Annotated in this window: 16 protein-coding genes; all 16 read left to right on the forward strand. The window is 47.8% G+C overall.

The window, feature by feature from the left end; genetic code table 11:
• Nucleotides 1–21: 21 nt before the first annotated feature.
• The 16 genes from NST38_RS02800 (at nucleotide 22) to NST38_RS02875 (ending at nucleotide 17,502) form a co-directional block, all read left to right on the forward strand.
• Nucleotides 22–1,029 (forward strand): ketoacyl-ACP synthase III family protein, encoded by a 1,008-nt coding sequence (locus NST38_RS02800; protein WP_076254489.1) that lies wholly within the window; start codon nucleotides 22–24, stop codon nucleotides 1,027–1,029.
• Complete coding sequence (locus NST38_RS02805) at nucleotides 965–2,359, forward strand: preATP grasp domain-containing protein (RefSeq protein WP_076254491.1); 1,395 nt, start codon at nucleotides 965–967, stop codon at nucleotides 2,357–2,359. Before NST38_RS02800 ends, NST38_RS02805 begins: the two co-directional genes overlap by 65 nt.
• Nucleotides 2,360–3,649, forward strand: a complete 1,290-nt coding sequence (gene lysA / locus NST38_RS02810) for a diaminopimelate decarboxylase (protein ID WP_036607414.1) — start codon at nucleotides 2,360–2,362, stop codon at nucleotides 3,647–3,649.
• Between the two features lie 12 nt (nucleotides 3,650–3,661).
• Nucleotides 3,662–3,922 (forward strand): acyl carrier protein, encoded by a 261-nt coding sequence (locus tag NST38_RS02815; protein ID WP_047840308.1) that lies wholly within the window; start codon nucleotides 3,662–3,664, stop codon nucleotides 3,920–3,922.
• Nucleotides 3,923–3,948: 26 nt separating this feature from the next.
• Nucleotides 3,949–4,794: a hypothetical protein gene (locus NST38_RS02820; RefSeq protein WP_179087966.1), complete on the forward strand. Its 846-nt coding sequence runs from the start codon at nucleotides 3,949–3,951 to the stop codon at nucleotides 4,792–4,794.
• A gap of 19 nt (nucleotides 4,795–4,813) precedes the next feature.
• Nucleotides 4,814–5,761, forward strand: a complete 948-nt coding sequence (locus NST38_RS02825; RefSeq protein ID WP_047840306.1) for a ketoacyl-ACP synthase III family protein — start codon at nucleotides 4,814–4,816, stop codon at nucleotides 5,759–5,761.
• A 25-nt stretch (nucleotides 5,762–5,786) separates the two neighbouring features.
• A complete protein-coding gene (locus tag NST38_RS02830) occupies nucleotides 5,787–6,521 on the forward strand; it encodes a hypothetical protein (RefSeq protein ID WP_076254495.1) in 735 nt (244 codons plus the stop codon).
• The gene (locus tag NST38_RS02835; RefSeq protein ID WP_083685145.1) at nucleotides 6,521–7,678 is read left to right on the forward strand and encodes an acyl-CoA dehydrogenase family protein; all 1,158 of its coding nucleotides are present in this window, start codon (nucleotides 6,521–6,523) and stop codon (nucleotides 7,676–7,678) included. The genes NST38_RS02830 and NST38_RS02835 overlap by 1 nt, the downstream gene beginning before the upstream one ends.
• On the forward strand, nucleotides 7,671–8,624 hold the full coding sequence (locus NST38_RS02840; RefSeq protein WP_076254500.1) for a hypothetical protein: 954 nt from the start codon (nucleotides 7,671–7,673) through the stop codon (nucleotides 8,622–8,624). The genes NST38_RS02835 and NST38_RS02840 overlap by 8 nt, the downstream gene beginning before the upstream one ends.
• 13 nt (nucleotides 8,625–8,637) lie before the next feature.
• Nucleotides 8,638–10,023, forward strand: a complete 1,386-nt coding sequence (locus tag NST38_RS02845; protein ID WP_143781325.1) for an MATE family efflux transporter — start codon at nucleotides 8,638–8,640, stop codon at nucleotides 10,021–10,023.
• Nucleotides 10,024–10,056: 33 nt separating this feature from the next.
• Complete coding sequence (locus NST38_RS02850; protein WP_076254505.1) at nucleotides 10,057–11,190, forward strand: arginase family protein; 1,134 nt, start codon at nucleotides 10,057–10,059, stop codon at nucleotides 11,188–11,190.
• Nucleotides 11,187–12,164 (forward strand): LpxL/LpxP family acyltransferase, encoded by a 978-nt coding sequence (locus NST38_RS02855; protein WP_076254508.1) that lies wholly within the window; start codon nucleotides 11,187–11,189, stop codon nucleotides 12,162–12,164. Before NST38_RS02850 ends, NST38_RS02855 begins: the two co-directional genes overlap by 4 nt.
• Nucleotides 12,165–12,188: 24 nt before the next feature.
• Complete coding sequence (locus NST38_RS02860) at nucleotides 12,189–13,547, forward strand: insulinase family protein (RefSeq protein WP_047840299.1); 1,359 nt, start codon at nucleotides 12,189–12,191, stop codon at nucleotides 13,545–13,547.
• 15 nt (nucleotides 13,548–13,562) lie between these two features.
• Nucleotides 13,563–14,780, forward strand: a complete 1,218-nt coding sequence (locus NST38_RS02865; protein ID WP_076254510.1) for a M16 family metallopeptidase — start codon at nucleotides 13,563–13,565, stop codon at nucleotides 14,778–14,780.
• Between the two features lie 30 nt (nucleotides 14,781–14,810).
• Complete coding sequence (locus NST38_RS02870) at nucleotides 14,811–15,566, forward strand: 4'-phosphopantetheinyl transferase family protein (RefSeq protein ID WP_076254512.1); 756 nt, start codon at nucleotides 14,811–14,813, stop codon at nucleotides 15,564–15,566.
• A 124-nt stretch (nucleotides 15,567–15,690) separates the two neighbouring features.
• Nucleotides 15,691–17,502, forward strand: a complete 1,812-nt coding sequence (locus tag NST38_RS02875) for a S9 family peptidase (protein ID WP_076254514.1) — start codon at nucleotides 15,691–15,693, stop codon at nucleotides 17,500–17,502.
• Nucleotides 17,503–17,597 lie beyond the last annotated feature (95 nt).

A 17,597-nucleotide genomic window follows, 5' to 3' on the forward strand; every position in this document is an offset into this window, starting at 1 on the left:
ATAACGAGGTGTCCTAAACCGATGCATATCAAGCAAATATGGTCATACATTCCCAAGTTCGTCGTTCCTGTCCGGGAGTTGAGCGAACATCTGGGACTCAAACAAGCCCAGACCAAAGTGTTGGAGAAAATTCACGGTCTGAAACAGGTTCCGCAAGACAAAGACGGTGATCTGACTAAGCTGTTAGGACGTGTACTCGCCCAGGTGGTAAACAGTCCGACAGTTGTTCCATCTTCTATCAAGTATATCATTTATTGCCACACAATTCAGGAAAATTTTCCCTTTCCAATGAAGGTATTGCAAGGTTTGAAGCAGGCTTACGGTATGCATCATGCCATTGCGTTTTCACTGACACAGCAGAACTGTGCCTCAGGTCTGATTGCGTTGGATGTTGCTGCAACATTGCTGCCCTCTTTGGAAGAGGATGATCATATTTTAATCGTAACAGGTGAAAAAACGTTCAGTCCCATTGTACAGCTCATCCCCAATACAACCGTTATGGGCGAAGCTGCGGCCGCCATACTGGTTGGTAAATCCGGCCCGGGAAGCAGGATGATGGGGCTTACGAACGTAACCCTTGGACAATTCTGCAACGTGCTGACAGGTGATCCCGAGACGCTCAAGGAATTTCAGGAAATCTATACACCCCAGCTCTGTGATGTCATTCATGAGGCAATAGATGGGGCGGGCCTGACGTTGGAGGATATCCGTTATATTGTCCCGCACAATGTGAATCTGTCTTCATGGAAAAAGGTTGCTGCACGATTGTCCTATCCATTGGAGCGGGTGTACACATCCAATGTGGGAGAAATCGGGCACTGCTTCTGTTCCGATCCCTATATTAATCTGAAAGAGATTTCAGATCAGGGGCTTTTGCAGAAGGACGACTACTATTTGCTTGTCACGGTTGGGCTGGGAGCAACATTCAGCGTGGCGGTGATGCAGTTCGCAGAAGAACGAGGTGATGAGATTGACCACACTGTTGACCGGATTTTCGAGAAAGCTGAAGCAGGCGCTTACAGGTCATGATGAAGCTGTTTTTATTTATATAAACAATTTTGAAGTCGAAGAATACTGGAATGAGCAGGGGGTACTGAAGTTGCCTTCCCTGAGTGTTGGTTCGGCTGCTGACGTTGTAAACCGGATGGAGGAGCTGGGGATTTTCTTGGCAGGTGAACAGGATGTCGTATTGCTCAAGGAACTGCCGGATTCCAGGTTTATAGCAGATGCACAGGCCATCGGTTTTGGTCGATCACGTTTAATTGCTACTGAATATAATGAACCGGGATTGAACATTACGGCTAACATCCTGCATTGTCAGCGTACGCTGGACAGGCTGCGTGAACTTGCAGATAGACAGGATATACAGGCTTATCTGGTTCCCTTCGGAGCCTCGGATCAGGAAGAAGAACTATCCCAACGCACAGGTATTCCCCTTGCCGTACCACCGGCTGACATTTTCCGCAAAGTCAATGATAAGGGCTACTCCCGAAGGCTTAATGCCGAACTGGGTATCCGTCAGATTCCTGGCTGTGAGTGTTACTCCCTGGAGGAACTTACGTCCGGATTTGAAGATATGAAATCCGTGTTGGAACAGGGCGGGCGTATTGTTATGAAGGATTCGATGGGCGTCTCGGGCAAGGGAATCACCGTTATTGCAGATGAAGCCCGTTTCCACAAATGCATGAAATTGCTGGAGAAACAGGCAAGCAAGAATGGGACAAGAGCTGTGAATTATGTGCTGGAGCAGTGGATCAACAAAACATGTGATCTGAATTACCAGATTTTAATTCATCGGAGTGGTGAGGTTGAATTTCTTGGTGTAAAGGAATCATTGGTCGAACAAGGCGTTCATCAGGGGCATCTCATGCCACCACATCTTGGTGATTCGCAGATCGCGGTAATCCGGGGCGCTGCGTTGCAAATAGGTGCTGCGCTCCATCGGGATGGATACTACGGTGTAGCCGGTATCGATGCCATTCTGGATGAGGACGGAAGTGTGTGGCCTAATCTGGAGATCAATGCAAGGTTTAACATGTCGACGTATCAGACTGAGATCCAGAACCAGTGGATTCCTGAGGGGATGTTAGCTTTGGCCAAAAAATATACACTTCGTTTGAATCACCGCCTGGATTATGGAAAGTTAAGGTCAACACTTGGTCCTCTGTTATTTGATCCGCTGAAGGGCGAGGGGATACTTATCAACAATTTTGCAACGGTCAATGCGGCCTTCAAAGGTGAAGATCGTGTGTTCTCTGGTCGTCTCTATGGTGTCATTATTGCTCATTCGGCCGAGCAGCTACGGGCGACGGATGCTGCGGTTGAAGCCAAGTTATCATTCATAAACGAGGTGAAGTAGATGTCTGGAGATTATCAGATTCAAGGGCTTGCGATTTCGGCCATCGCTGCACAATTCGGTACACCATTATACGTCTATGACGCTGAGGTATTAGAGCGAGTATATGAAGAGCTTCGCAGCCTGCTGACTCCAAAGGTGGAATTGTTCTACTCATTAAAGGCTAATCCGAATATTTCAATTGTTCACCTGCTTCAGGGGCTTGGAGCCCAGGCAGAGGTCTGTTCCATGGCCGAATTACATACCGCACTACAGGCGGGTACAAATCCGGAGCGTATAATCTTCCTCGGACCAGGCAAGACCGACGCGGAGATAACCGCATGCATTCGTCATGGCATCTACGCAATCGTCTGTGAATCGTTTCAGGAGCTTAACCGCATTGAAGCCATTGCAGCTGAAGAGGGACGGATTGTCCCCGTGGCACTGAGAATCAATCCTTCTTTTACCGTGAAGGGCTCACGGCTGACGATGGGTGGCAAACCACGCCAGTTTGGCATGGATGAGGATACTGTGATGCAGGGGCGACAGCAATTGGAACGATGCTCACATGTGGATATTATCGGTCTGCATGTATACATGGGAACCCGTATGCTTGACGTGGAACCTATTGTGGAGAACACACGTCACATTCTGGAGCTTGCCGAACGGCTGGAGGAGCAACTGGGTATTCGGCTGCAGATGGTAGATGTGGGCGGTGGTCTCGGAGTTCCGTATTACGAGGGAGAACAGCCTCTGTCTGTGAGTGCCCTGTCTGCACAATTGAACCCTTTGTTCGAACAATTCAAGGAAAAACATCCTGACATCAGACTGTTCATGGAACTGGGAAGGTATCTGGTGGGAACCAGTGGGATGCTGGTTAGCCGAGCCTTATATGTCAAGGAGTCGTATGGAGAGACGTTTGTCGTGACTGATGGTGGTACCAATTGTCATATGGCTGCGGTCGGAATCGGCTCGTATGTGAAGCGTAATTTCCCGATTGCATCTTTGTCACGATACGGAGAATCCCCGGTTGCAGAGTTTAATATTACCGGCCCTTTGTGTACCCCGAATGATGTTATTGGCAAAAAAGTAAACCTGCCTCCCGTTGAACAAGGGGATTTAATTGGTGTATTTCATTCCGGTGCCTACGGCCCTACTGCTTCACCGACCCATTTTCTCAGTCATGGAAGTCCGGCTGAAGTGATGATTAGTGGTGGAGAAGCCCATCTGATTCGGGAAAGGGATACTCCCGAAGATCTACTGGGCAAACAGCGTTTGATCCCTGTTTCACATTCCGCAGTAACCAACAGATGAGGAGAGATGATCATGACAACCGCAGTATTGCTTGAAGAAATCAAAGGTGCCCTTGCCGAAGTGCTGAATATGGAAGAGAACCACGCTGTTACATGGGACACATCTTTATTTGATGAACTTCATCTGGATTCAACGTCTGTTCTGGAACTATTGATGACGTTGGAAGACCGTATTGAGGGGCTGGAGATCGACCCGGATGAACTGGAGCCAGATGTATTTAACACAGTGGGTTCGCTAGCCACATATATCGAAAAGCAACTCGTTGCTGCCTGATGGCGGCGCCTGTTACCATCCGGGACATGAAGGTCAGGCTGTTTACGGACAAGCAGCCTCCGTTCGAACATCTGGAGTTGTTAAGATTTCACAGTGATTTGTTGGCGGGGTCCCCCGTGGTACCCCAGTTTCATCTGCTGGAGGGTCGTTATAACAATGCCTATCATGATATGAGTGTACTACTGCTCGAAGAGTCGGGGCTGGATCAGATCATGGGAGACGTGGATGTTCTCCTGCTGGCCTATCATTTTCCCAATATTCGTCCAGATATCTCCATTGTCAACTATCTGATGGACCGTTATCAGGCACGGTTCCTGAGTTTTGCCGTGAACGATATGGGGTTCGGGGCACCGTTCGCGGCACTTCATATGCTCCAGCATTATCTGAACAGCGGCAACTACGATCGGGGAATGCTGCTTGTGCTTGATCAGACGTCTCTTCCCTACGAGACGGAAGGAGTGGGCGAGATTGTAGAACCGGACACGGGAGCTGTTCTGGTTCTGGATCGGTTGGCAGAAGGCGGTTCATCCCTTGTTGGTGTGGAAATACAATATGCCGAGAGTTCGATTGCCGAGACAGCAGAATTGTTGCTGGACAGGCTTTGCGTTCAGGTATCCGTTAATCTGGCTCAGATCAGGCTTCTTGTCCATCCGCTGTTGGAGCAGGAAGTGTCCGGTACCGAATGGTTTCATGCTACAGGCTGGCAAGGGAGTTACGATCCTGCCCACTGGAGCGCTGCACCATTCTTTGGTCTGAAGCAACTTCTTGAAGATCGGTGCACAGATGAATACATATGTCTGATGCACCTGGAGCCAGATGACAAGTTTATCTATGCACTTCTCATTCATGCAGGTGGATACGAAGAGCTGTAATCAGGAGGAGGGAAACGTCATGGGGCTGGGTATAGTGGATATCGGTGTGTATTTGCCTGATCAGATCGAAGAGCCTGAGGTTATCCTCGAATCCTTGGGACTGGGTAAAGGAGAGCTTCAATTACTGCGCAAATATCATCGTCTGAACGGTGTTCCAGTTACCCCTCCGGGTCAGCATCTGGATAATTCTATCGTTCGCGCGATTGGACAGCTTGTTGACAGACAACCCTTGCCTGCCATTGACCTTGTGCTCTATGCCCATTCAGCACATGTACAAGCACCAGGGGATTATAGGCCCTTGCAGCGGGCTCTGAGTGAATATGGGCTCGAGCATATCCCCTTTTATAGTATTTCACAGATGAACTGTGCGTCCTCGATAGCCGCTCTTCAATGGCTTGAACGAATCTCCCGTACACAGCCTGATATTCGTAATGTTTTATTGGTATGTGCCGATCAGTTTAATTTCATGCCACCCGACTGGAGATATATTCGAAAGTCTACGATTCTGGGTGACTCGGCTGTTGCCATGCTTCTATCCAGAAACTATGGTCAGCACATCTTACAGGCTGCTCATGTTCTTCGGGATACGAGGTTCCATACCGGATATTATGCGGAAGTGGAAGAGATGACGTCATTTAACAAGCTGTATGTGGATCATATCATTCGAGGTATGGAAGAGCTGCTGTCAGCAGAGGGCCTGACACTTCATGATGTAGATCATATCTTTCCCCACAACGTCAATTGGACTACATGGAAGGAGTTTTCAAAGCGTACAGGCGTGGATCAAAAACAAATTTACCTGGATAATATCCCGCGGATTGGACATACCTTCTCCACGGATGCGTTCATCAATCTAAGCTCTGGGCTAGAGAATGAATGGGTGCATAAGGGGGAGAGGTCCGTACTGGTCAGCATTGGGCTGGGCAGTTTTTTTGGTTTTGCGTTAATTGAGCATGGAGATTGTTGATCATGAGTCAATAGGAGGAGTGCATATGTCAGTCTTGAATTCTGATGAGGTAGGTACTGTGCCGGCTGGTACAGAGGCCGCAGGTCGTCCGGTACCCACTGTAACAGATCTGCTGGAAGCAGCAATGTTGCGTTTGGATACACGTCCCGTGTTGTTATGCCAAGGGGGGATAATACTGGCGACACCTGAACTCGTGAAAAGTGGGCCATGGATATGTCATGCAGAGACAGGCCATATCTACGAATGGAAACAGGTACGTGCGGATCGGGTGGAAGATCGGATGTTGGAGCCTTCAGGTCTTTTACTCTATCGAATATCGGAACTTCGGAATGAAGATGTGGCATTTTTTGAAAGACAAGATGATGTCACAGGTGATATAGCTGATCTTCGAAAACGGTTGCTTTATTTCCGTACTGAACTGTGCAACGCAGGATTGGAGCAAGTGCGTAATCATCTATCCAGTCGCAACTCAGGGGGGCAATCCACACTTCAGCATCAACTGGTCAAGGGCATGATTGCTGATGTTTTGACTGTACTATATATGGCTGAGACTATCCAGTCGGATGAATTCGTATTAGAGCAATCAGACATTTCGGAGGCGCGTACAAGTACATGGGTTCATCAAGAACTGGATGAGGCCTTCCGTCAATTGCAGCGTCTTGGAGGAGGATTTGGCTATTTGCGACATGCGATCTCGGCTTACGTGTATGCAGGTCAAATGGTCAAAAATATGCTGCTCATTCCGAAGGAGGCCTTCTGATGATTACACGATCTACCATTGCTGTTTTTGAGCAGGAAATGAAACAATATGCCACGGAATTACGTGATATTGGCCTGGTCATTGACCGTGAACCTGAGCGTATAGCTGAGTTCACACATCTGGTATCTCTGCAAACCATCAATCGCATGATGATCCCGCCGGAATATGGCGGTGAACCGATCGTCACTGTAGGTCAGGAACGATATTATGGTCTTTCCTGTCTGGAAAGAGTTATCGCGATTGAGGAACTGTCAGCAGGTGATGCCGGTGTATTTCTCGGGAGCCCGGGTCCATCGATGTCCAGTGTAATCATATCAGCTCTGGCTGACTCACAACAGAAGGAGCGGTACTATTCTCATTTTCTCAAGGGACCCGCATGGTCATTCTTCGCTCTTACTGAACCGGAAAAGGGCTCGGATGCTACGGGTATTGGCACACGAATTTCGCGGAACAAGGAAGGCAGACTGAACCTTGACGGACAGAAGTACTATATCGGTAATGGTAGTCGTGCCAGCATCGGACTGGTATTTGCTCAGACCAATCGTACGCCTCTCGGCATCCAGATTGCGCTGGTAGACACGTCTGTGCAGGGATTCAGCGCTACACCTCTGGATACGATGGGGGTTAGAGGTGTGCAATTGAGTCACCTCACGTTGGATGGTTTTCCGCTGGCAGAGGAAGATATCATCGGGCGTCATCTCAGTCCAACCAAGCGTGGATTATGGGGCGCGCTTCAGACCTTTCATCGCATGCGGCCTGGTGTCGCTGCACTTGCGCTTGGAGTCGCACGGGCAGCATATGATTATGTGAAGGAGCAGAGGTCTGTTTTCTCGGAGAGGGAGAAGGTGGAATTAGAGCGACTGGAGATGCGCCTGCATTCACTCCGTAGCATGATTCGCAGCGCAGCGGCGGAGATTGATGCGGATGTGCAGAAAGGGTATCTGGCTTCCCTGAGCAAAATTCGTGCTGGAGCACTGGCTGAGGAGGCCACGGAACTGGCGCTTGACCTGATGGGACCTGGTTCTATGATTGACCATCCTTTATTGAATAAATGGTATCGGGATGCGCGTGCCTTCGAATTCATGGAAGGAACTACCTCCATTCAGAAGATCAACGTTTTCCAAGCCTATGCCAATGGAAAAATGAAGCATGCCTGATACGCTGAATAACCCTCGTGCGATGTCTGTCTATGTTAATCATATCTGTTGGGTTACGGCCGAAGATCACTTGTATACCACGGACATGCTCGATGTTGAAGATTACTATTACTTATCTCCACACATATATATGGAAGAGAACTATTATGACAGGTCTATTGTGCGAACCCGCTCTTTGCGATCCGATGATCAACGGGTAACTGCCGGTGATCTTGCGCTAGTTGTCATGGAACCTTTGGCTTCTGGTACAAGTGAGTGCTGGGATCTGTTGATTCTGGCCCAGACCTATCCTGAACGCTACGCCATGAATCCACCTTTGGCCCGAATTCTGGAGTCTACCTCCTGGAAGGTGGACTATCCACTGGCACTTTCCCATATGGGGCCACTCGCTGCTACGGAAGGAATGCAGGCTGCAGCATGGACACTAGGGAGAGAGGAACGAGGGATGTTTGTTCTGGCGGAACAACGTGTAATTGAAGAGCACGACTCTCCCGGAGATCTGTCTGATATGGCTGTTGCCTTGGAGTTAAACAGACAGTCCGGTGCTCTTGCCGTGAATTATATAGGAAAGAGAACGGTTGACGATATCGAAGGGAGTGTTATGGCTTCAGAGATTATATCCATTATAGATGAGTTCATGGATGCTGGTCAGACGGAGAATATTCTTCTTCAATCCCGTTTACGTAGACACATAACCCCTTATTCGAAGCCAGGCATATCCTTGATCAAGTCAGTCTACCACGTACCTGAAACTATTGATTACCAAAGTGGCGACGTGTGGATACAGCTCGCTGAACAATTACAGAACGGAAATATAAAGGTGGATGATCGTGTTCTATTGATATCCTGGGATGGCGAACGGCTGTTATCAGCCTGCTGTGTACATGTAGTACATATGCCTGTCCTGACTCGTCTCACACTACATCAGGAAGTGAAGACATCATGAATGGAGGAGGAGATTGAATTTGAAAGGTCTGGATTACACTTCGGGATCGGTGAACCGGTTGTTAATCCGCACTGCAATACCGATGCTGCTTGCTTCTTTGGTTAACGTAACAACGCAGCTGGTCAATGTTTTTTTTATGGGTCATACCAGTCAGACCGTGTTATATGTGCTATCACTGTATATTCCCATTTCCTTTATCATGATTGCGCTTGTGGAAGCCATGCAATTGTCGGTTCAGGTTGCTGTCTCACGGAGCAGAGCGGAGGGTTCGCGAGCTTTTACATCGCTACTTGGGCATATGCTTGGCAGCGCAGCTATTTTTTCAATTGTTGCTGGCGGTGTGGTTATGCTGGTGTCGCCACTTCTCTCCTGGTTTTATGCCGTCCCTATAGATGTAAGGCCCATGTTTACCATTTATGTGGCGGGCATGATGGCAGCAGGTGTGCCCGCTGTGCTCGCAGCGGTGGGTGGTGCCGCATTGCGTGGGTTGGGCCGAGCTCAAGCGGCAGCGTGGAATTCCGTAGGTACGGCATCGCTCAACATTATGCTGGTGTACTGGTTCGTTTCGGTGGCTGGAATGGAATTGAAGGGAATTGTATACGCCAATCTTATTTCTTCAACACTCTCTTTGCTCATAAGCCTTCTGATTCTGATATTGAGGAAGGAATTTGTGTATGAACGGGTAACATTTGTGTGGAAACATCTCATTGCACTTCAGCAGGTAGGCATTCCCGTATTTATTTCGTACTGTCTTATCTTTTTGAGTACTTTCTTTTTCAACAAAATCGTCAGTCAATTTGGGGAAGGGGTAGTTGCTGGATTCGGAGTTGGATATCGAATTCAGACGATGGCTATACTGCCCGGAATCGTTATTGGATCGGCTATCGGGATCATGATTAATCATAACCTCAAAGAGGCTCATCGACCACGTGCATACGAGAGCTATCGCAGAGGTCTGGTACAGTCATTCATTCTTTATGCCGTAATTGCCGTATCCATCTGGGTATGGCGGGAACCGTTGACAGCTTTTCTGATTGCGGATCCCGTATCCCGTGCAGAAGCGGCCCGATATCTGGCAGTGGTTTCCCTTTCCTATCTGACCATGGGTCCTATGATGACAACGCTGCTTACCATGGAACAGAGTGGACGCGGCTATCAGGCCCTGCTTATGAATGCTGCATATTTTCTGCTTATTATTGTTGCAGGGTGGGGGCTGACACGAATCTTTGATCATGTGGGATACTTCTATGGCGTCATTGCCTTTGTTAATGCAGCGAGTTTATTATGCATCTTACCCGTGATCAGGCTGTTCAAAAAGGACTACACAGATTCATCCGGGCATAAACCAACTGACGCGGATGAGCAGGAGGGTCTAGCTGCTCAGAGTTATTCGACCTAGATATAACCAATATCAAATAGAGGAGGTCTCATTATGAAAGCTCCGGAACCTGTATACCTGGTACGCCGCATCGGCGATACGTTGATTGCAGCCGATGAGACGTTCAGCCAGTTCTATCAGATTGAACCCGCTGAAGAATTGGAGACACGTCCGATCCCCCAGCTAGATGGCATTGACCCTCCAGATGAGCCTTATTTCTCACTGGAACCTCTCGTAGGTCAAGATTCACCGCATCTCTATATGCTGGGTATTCCCTATTCGGGAGGTTCAGGTATGGAGGGATCAAAAGTCGCGGGATTTGAGCAATCTCTTCGGGCCGAATCATGGAAAAAGGTAATGTATCCAGCTCTGACGCAATCCCACATATCAGGACTATATGACATTGGCAGTGGCCAGAGATTGCTTGAATCAGTAATGATGCAGGATTTGGGTACTTGCCAAACAGATGATACGGATTCTTCCTACTCGAAGGGTCTTAACTCAGCTCTGGTATATACGGAAAGGGAAGAGGCGCTACTGTGCTGCATTGGTGGGGATCATTCCATTACGTATTCCATCCTGAAATCCATATTGAGTCGATCCAATGCAAGAATCATACTCGTCCAGTTTGATGCCCACCATGATTGCGGGGTGGATGCTATTCATCAGAATGAGATGCATCATGCCAATTTTGTGAGGCATCTACTGACGGAGGACGGTATCGCCGCAGTCGTGCAGATTGGTCTGCGCGGCCTTCGTTCTGTAGATCAGATGTACAAACATCCCAAATTGGTTCAGATTCCTGCAGAACAGATGACCCCGGAACGAGTGCGGACAACCCTGCTTGATATACAGCACAAGTTTCAGGCGGAAGTGGCCTATTTATCGTTTGATTTAGATTGTCTTGATCCTGGGAGTTTTCCTTATGTTGATTTTCCTATCAGTGGAGGCCCGTCATGGTTTAACACCCGAAACTGTGTGGTCGCAGCGCTGGAATCCTCCTTGCCCTATGTGGGCTTTGATATGGTGGAAGGGCAGGAAGCAGAATCGGATGAACGCATTCCGGGGCAATATGAGATGGCCCTCAGAATGCTTACGTATATGATGGATGGCATGCATCGAAATTACCTGCGACATGGAAAGGATGCTCTTAGAGTTTCTCAAGCCTTGGAGGGGACACGTAGATGATGAACTTTAGATCTTTATATGATATGTACCGTGAACAGGTCAGAGATGAACTTCATAAGGAGCGACAGGATGGCATTCATTTGGGGTCCTTTTATGCACTGATGAACATTATCAAGGAGATGGCTCCGCTTAAGCCGAAGCAGTCTGCTGAGTCCATCTGGATGGACTATCTCGCATTTCTTCGTACAATTAATGAGCACAAGAAAAGCCCCTATTCGTTTATGGAGTGGGATGAGGTAGAGGGGCGGGAACATCTGCAGGCAACGTTGCGTGAAGGTGGGGCATTATTAACCTGGCATTATGGTTTTGTAAGGCACAATATGATTACGATTGGACAGGAAATACGTGCAGGCCATATGTCTGCCAAGCTTCCATTCTATCTGATCGCCGAGCAGGAAACAGTGGAACAGGAGAAGAAGCTGTCCGGCTGGGAGGCCATCCGCAAGTATGCAGGTGCGGAACTGCTCAATGCGGAGGATGAGATGATTGGTATCAGGCTGTATTCCCATTTGCGGAAAGGTGGATCATTCAGTCTTTTTGTAGATGGACAGACCGGATTCAATACGGATAACCATGCTGTTGAACTACCTTTTCTAAGTTCGAAAATTCGCACTCGAAGTGGTATTTTTCGTATTTTGGCCAAAACACAAAAGCCAGTATGTGTATACTTTATGACCCTTACAGAGGACTTTCGTTCCAAGATCGTTTTTCTGCCGCCGGTTGTATTGGATCAGGATATTCAGGCTTCTGCTGATAGGATATACGAGCCATTTCGCGAGCAACTGTTAAGCCAGCCAGCATTGTGGCGTTTCTGGGACAGGCATCACCAGCAGGTCATCCACTGGAGAGATGATGAAACATCAATTACTGATGAAACAGTCAGCCGTGTGGACTGGATTTCCAAGCCACTTGATGGTTTTGGACAGTTAGGTCTGAACACGGACAGTGGAGCAATCTATAATATCAGTTCGTAGATGGAAGTGAGGAGGGGCGAAAAGATGCAGTCTTTTACTACTGAGAGGCGTAACAATCTGTCGGTGCACGTGCTGCCAACACACCAGTATGCCAATTATTACGTGCAGATTAACCTGATCAATGCTCAGCAAACCATACCCTCAGCTATATTTGTCATGATAGTCCGTTTGTTAATGAACAGCTGTCGTCGCTTTCCATCGAACAGGCTACTCCAGCAACAGTTATGGTCCCTGTATGGTGCAGACCTGACCTGTCGTTTTGATTACAAAGGCGATACTCAGATTGCCTCGATCACAATGCGCATACCTCGTATAACAGAAGATAAGTTAATAACTGGAACGCAGATGGAAGCCATACATAGCGCTGTGCAATTACTCGCAGGCTTGTTGTATGACCCAGCGGTTGATGATCATGGCATGTTCGATGAGATGCAAGTACAGGATGAAATGGCTTGGACTGAACATCATATCGCGCATGATGGAACGGATTGGGACAAGGTGGTGCAGAGCCGCTGTCTGGAATGGATGGGATATGAAGGGCAGAACCGTCAATTGGCTCTGGATGAACTACGGCATTGTGTCATATCTCATGAGTTGTGTCGGCACTATCAGGCATTGATCCAAATTCCGATCCATGTTCATGTTCTTGGCGATATCTATCCTGGGCGAATTATGGATCTGATCTGGGAACAATTTGAATGTGGGAACAGGGAAGTGTTCAAACGCTGTTGTTCGGAGAGGGAATCAGAACTACACCCAATCAACACACAATATCCAGGAGAGGATGAAGTAGAGGGGCGACAAGGTAATCCTGCCGAGCAGCGGGAGGCTGAAGCCATGATGATGGAACTGTTGGACATTCAACAGTGCAAGATCAATGTTACTTATAGTACAGATATTCGATATGGCTCTGCTTTATATCCGGCTTTGTTTGTATTCCATACCTTATTTGGAGCGACACCCGCGTCCCGGTTGCAGGTTGAATTACGTGAACGTTCCCAGTTGGTATATCAAGTTACCAGCACATTGGATGATTTTCGGGAAACGCTTCACATTACAACGGGCACCAGCAGTGCTAACGTGACGGCTGTTCTCGAAGGAATCGATATGGAATGGAAGAGAATCTGTGACGGAGATGTATCCGAGAGGGAGTTATATACCGCTGTGCAGAATGTGATGCATTATGTTCAGGTCGGATTCGATCTGCCACATCAGGTCATTACAAATCATATGGATCAGGTGTTGAGCGAAAGTCAGATGACGACTGTACAATTCCTTGAAGAAATAGCAGAAGTAACTCCTGAAAGGGTGGCTTCCGTTGCTACCGAGTTGAGGAAAGAAGTCACATGGATTCTGTACCCTGAGAGTGAATATTCCGCATAGTACAGGAGGGAAATCATGAGTACTACTATATTAAATTCATGTGTCTGCAAGCGTTTATCCAACGGCCTGAACGTGAGTATACTGCCACAACCCAAATATAGTCATACATTTGTATCCTGTTCTGTACCCTATGGGTCCATTCACGATATTGCCCTTGCGGGTACGGCACATTTCCTTGAACACATGATGTTTTATAATCCCGATGGTCAGTCCGTCAAATCACTTCTTCATGCCGAAGGGGCCTCAACGTCGGCGCTGACGCGTTATGATGTAACGACGTACCAACTTGCTTGTACAGGCAATCTAAGGAACAGCCTTCAACTTTTTATGAATATGATTGCAACTCCCTATTTCACGAAAGGAAACATTGAGCGTGAGCGGGCGGCGATTCATCAGGAACTGGAAATGTACAAGGATCAACCCTCCTGGCTGGCTCTTCAGCAATTGTTGCAGATGATGTATGGTAACGACCATCCAATCACACAGGATGTTGCGGGCACACCGGAGAGTATTGCCGACATTACCGTAGAATTGCTGAGCAATGCCTATACAAGTCATTATGCGGCTTCTAGAATGTCTGTGGCAGTAGTGGGACCTGTTGAACCGGCGGAGATATTCGAATGGTTAGAGAACTTTTCGATGGATCAACCCAAGATCATGTCCCCTACTCCATTCATTCAGCCGTTGCAGGAACAGGACGAGACTTATAAGGAAATGAATGGTGGATCTTCGATACCTCTTGTCCGGTTTGGCTTTCAGGAAGAGAGGCCGGTTACGCAATTGGAGACTCAGGTTGCAACCATGATTGGTATCGAAGCTCTTCTAGGAGAGACTTCAACATTCTTCACAGAGAGTGTGAAGTCAGGTTTGCTCAGGAAGGGGAGTCATTGGGATCACTATTACAGGCAGGAATTTGCTTTCTCCAATGTCTGTGGGTATTCCGTTGATCCCATTGAATTACATCAACGAGTTAAGGAAGAATGCAGTCGCATTCAGGACCGTACGCTCTCTTCCGAAGATATACACTTTGCTCGGATGAAGTGGATCAGTAACCACTATGCAGATATGGATTCATTGAAAAAACGTTGCATGAACATCTCTGAATATGGCGTTATCGGGCTGGATTACATGCAAATGAGCGAATGTGCTATGAAACTGACGGATGAGGAGATCGGAATCCACCTAAAACGTATAGCGAAACCGAGTCATCTGAGGATGTCCGTTGTTCGTTGAGCAAGAAGAGTAGGGAGAGGGGGTGACCTTGTGAAACCTGCAGTTACAGAATGGAAGGAATCCGCTGCGGTTCATTTTGTGGCAAATGAAGTACATATCTGGACGCAGCCTCTTCCGCACAAGGGAGAGGATTTTTTGTCAAGGTTGGATATAGACACCTGTGTACTGAGCCAGGATGAAATTGAACGTGTACAGAGAAAACAGAAACAATCCATGCATGATGCTCAGAATCTGGTTATGTCGCGTACATTTCTGAGAGAAGTACTGGCAATGTACACGGGTCAATCAGCGTCAGATATTTATATTGAATATGGAGCTTCAGGCAAACCTTATGTTCGGTGTGGACCGCAGTTTAACCTTTCTCATACCGAAGGATGTTGTGTACTGGCATTAGCGGCTCATACAGAGCTGGGAATTGATCTTGAGTATGTACGTCCGTTGCTGCGGATGAGCGCGGTGATCAGGCGATTTTTGACGGAAGATGAGAAGTGTTATGTACTGAATCACAGGGAGGAAGAACAGGTAACGATCCGGCGTGTTTGGCAAGTCCTCACACAAAAAGAGGCTTGGATTAAGGCGTGTGGTCAATCTCTGTCCGGACAGTGGCGAAAACTGAATACGATGGGAGAAGGGTTAGATGGGCATCACGTTGTGGAACGGGAAGGGCAACATTATAATTTGCAGTCTTTGAACGTAGGTCCGAATTACTCCGCTACCTTATGCACTACAGGGAAGACAAGACCGCTTGTACGCTGGATGAATGTTGCTGATGATAAACAAAGCTAAGGATAATTTTAAATTATAACTCACATATCTATTGTCTAAACATTGGCATTACCTATAATATGGACAAATGGTACCTTAATTTACCAATTTTAAATTCATTGGTTCAATTCCAAGGAGGTTTGTCATGATTCAGTTTCCTAAACCGGATGTCGAGCAATATTTTCAGACGTACCGTATTTCACATTTTGCCGTATCGGCAGACGAGAAACGTTTGTTCATGGACAGCAATCTGAACGGTCAGCCGAATATTTGGGCGATGGATTTGCCTGGAGGATACCCGTATCCTTTAACGTACTTGAATCAGAGCAGTCAATTTATCAAAGCAGACCCGCAAGAACGTCATCTGCTTACCGCGTTTGATCGGGATGGAGATGAGAACTATCATCTGTATGCACTTCCACCCGAGGGTGGTGTTCCACTGCCTGTGGTTCCGGCAGAACCGAATGATCGCTGTTATTTCGCTGAGTTGTCCGAGGATGGACAACGTCTCTATTATGTCACCAGCGCGGGTAATCCGAATTATCTGAATTCACGCCGCATCGATCTGGAGACAGGGGAAGATGAACTGTTATACAGTGGAGAAGAGGTTACGAGCAGCCTGGTTGCTGTAAGTCCTGACGAGAAGAGTTATGTCATTTTAAAAATGTACTCCAATACGTACCAGACGGCGCATCTGTATCGTAACAATGAAGAAATGGTGATTCTGCCAGCTTCAGAACGTTATAGTCAGGTATCTGATCTGATTTTTGCAGATGATAATCGTCTTCTGTTCATTACCAATGATGACTCCGCATACGCCTATGTGGCTGAATACCGTATCGATACCCGCGAATTCCGCTTATTGTGCAGAATCGAAGGGGAAGATGTGGAGTTCATCCGCTGGCATCAGGCTTCCGAGACCTTATATTTCTGGACACTTACAGGGCCAGAGAATCGTATGTACGTATTGGGCAAAAATGACGATGAGCCTCGGCGCATAGAGATGCCGCTGGATACGATAGAGCAGGTGAACGTTACAAAGGCTGGCAATGTGTATATCCTCGGACGTGGAGCGATTCAACCGCATAACATTTATCGCAAAATAGCAGGTGCTGAGTCCTGGGAGCCGCTGACTGCCAATCGGGTAACCGGACTGGACCCAAGTGATCTCGTGTACCCTGACGTTATTCAGTATAACTCCTACGACGGACTGGAGATTGAAGCTCTCTTGTTCAAAGCAAAACCAGAGCAAGCCAATGGTTACACCGTATTTTGGCCTCATGGTGGGCCGCAATCTTCCGAAGCAAAGTTTTTTCGGCCGATGTTCCAGATGATGCTCGCTCAGGGCTATCATATTTTTGCACCGAACTTCCGGGGCAGTACCGGATATGGTGCGGAATTCGTCAAGATGGTTGAGCGTGATTGGGGTGAGGGTCCAAGGCTGGACTGTGTTGCCGGGATCAACTGGCTGTTTGATCAGGGAATTACCTCGCCGGAGCGGTTGTTTGTGGTAGGTGGAAGTTATGGGGGATATATGACCCTGTTATTGGCAGGTCGCCATCCGGAACTGTTTCGGGCAGCGGTCGATATTTTTGGGCCAAGTAACTTGTTCACATTCCTGGAATCCGTACCGGAAGACTGGAAACCGATGATGGATAACTGGCTGGGTGATCCGGTCCGTGACCGCGAACGTTTAACGAAGGATTCACCGATTACGTATCTCGATCAGATGGTGAACCCAATGTTGGTCATTCAGGGTGCTAATGATCCAAGGGTCGTGAAGGCCGAATCCGATCAGATCGTGGCCGCGCTCCAGTCGAAGGGACTTGATGTGGAATACATCGTTTTGGATGATGAAGGTCATGGCTTCTCCAGGAAAACAAACGAGATTCTTGTGTACCGCCGGATGCTGGAGTTTTTGCAGAAACATCAGGAGTCACCCGTTGCACAAGCTTAAGTTGAGAGATTTCATCGTTGACTTAAATATAGTGAGATGAGGAAAACCGCCAAAGATCAAGGATGATCTCTGGCGGTTTTATACGTGCGCCCGCA

This window comes from Paenibacillus sp. FSL H8-0104, assembly GCF_038050215.1.
Classification (GTDB): domain Bacteria; phylum Bacillota; class Bacilli; order Paenibacillales; family Paenibacillaceae; genus Paenibacillus; species Paenibacillus amylolyticus.

Coding starts and splice junctions, on each gene's coding strand:
- NST38_RS02800 (WP_076254489.1), top strand. CDS start 22: ATGCATATCAAGCAAATATGGTCATACATTCCCAAGTTCGTCGTTCCT.
- NST38_RS02805 (WP_076254491.1), top strand. CDS start 965: ATGAGATTGACCACACTGTTGACCGGATTTTCGAGAAAGCTGAAGCAG.
- lysA (WP_036607414.1), top strand. CDS start 2,360: ATGTCTGGAGATTATCAGATTCAAGGGCTTGCGATTTCGGCCATCGCT.
- NST38_RS02815 (WP_047840308.1), top strand. CDS start 3,662: ATGACAACCGCAGTATTGCTTGAAGAAATCAAAGGTGCCCTTGCCGAA.
- NST38_RS02820 (WP_179087966.1), top strand. CDS start 3,949: ATGAAGGTCAGGCTGTTTACGGACAAGCAGCCTCCGTTCGAACATCTG.
- NST38_RS02825 (WP_047840306.1), top strand. CDS start 4,814: ATGGGGCTGGGTATAGTGGATATCGGTGTGTATTTGCCTGATCAGATC.
- NST38_RS02830 (WP_076254495.1), top strand. CDS start 5,787: ATGTCAGTCTTGAATTCTGATGAGGTAGGTACTGTGCCGGCTGGTACA.
- NST38_RS02835 (WP_083685145.1), top strand. CDS start 6,521: ATGATTACACGATCTACCATTGCTGTTTTTGAGCAGGAAATGAAACAA.
- NST38_RS02840 (WP_076254500.1), top strand. CDS start 7,671: ATGCCTGATACGCTGAATAACCCTCGTGCGATGTCTGTCTATGTTAAT.
- NST38_RS02850 (WP_076254505.1), top strand. CDS start 10,057: ATGAAAGCTCCGGAACCTGTATACCTGGTACGCCGCATCGGCGATACG.
- NST38_RS02855 (WP_076254508.1), top strand. CDS start 11,187: ATGATGAACTTTAGATCTTTATATGATATGTACCGTGAACAGGTCAGA.
- NST38_RS02860 (WP_047840299.1), top strand. CDS start 12,189: ATGCAGTCTTTTACTACTGAGAGGCGTAACAATCTGTCGGTGCACGTG.
- NST38_RS02865 (WP_076254510.1), top strand. CDS start 13,563: ATGAGTACTACTATATTAAATTCATGTGTCTGCAAGCGTTTATCCAAC.
- NST38_RS02875 (WP_076254514.1), top strand. CDS start 15,691: ATGATTCAGTTTCCTAAACCGGATGTCGAGCAATATTTTCAGACGTAC.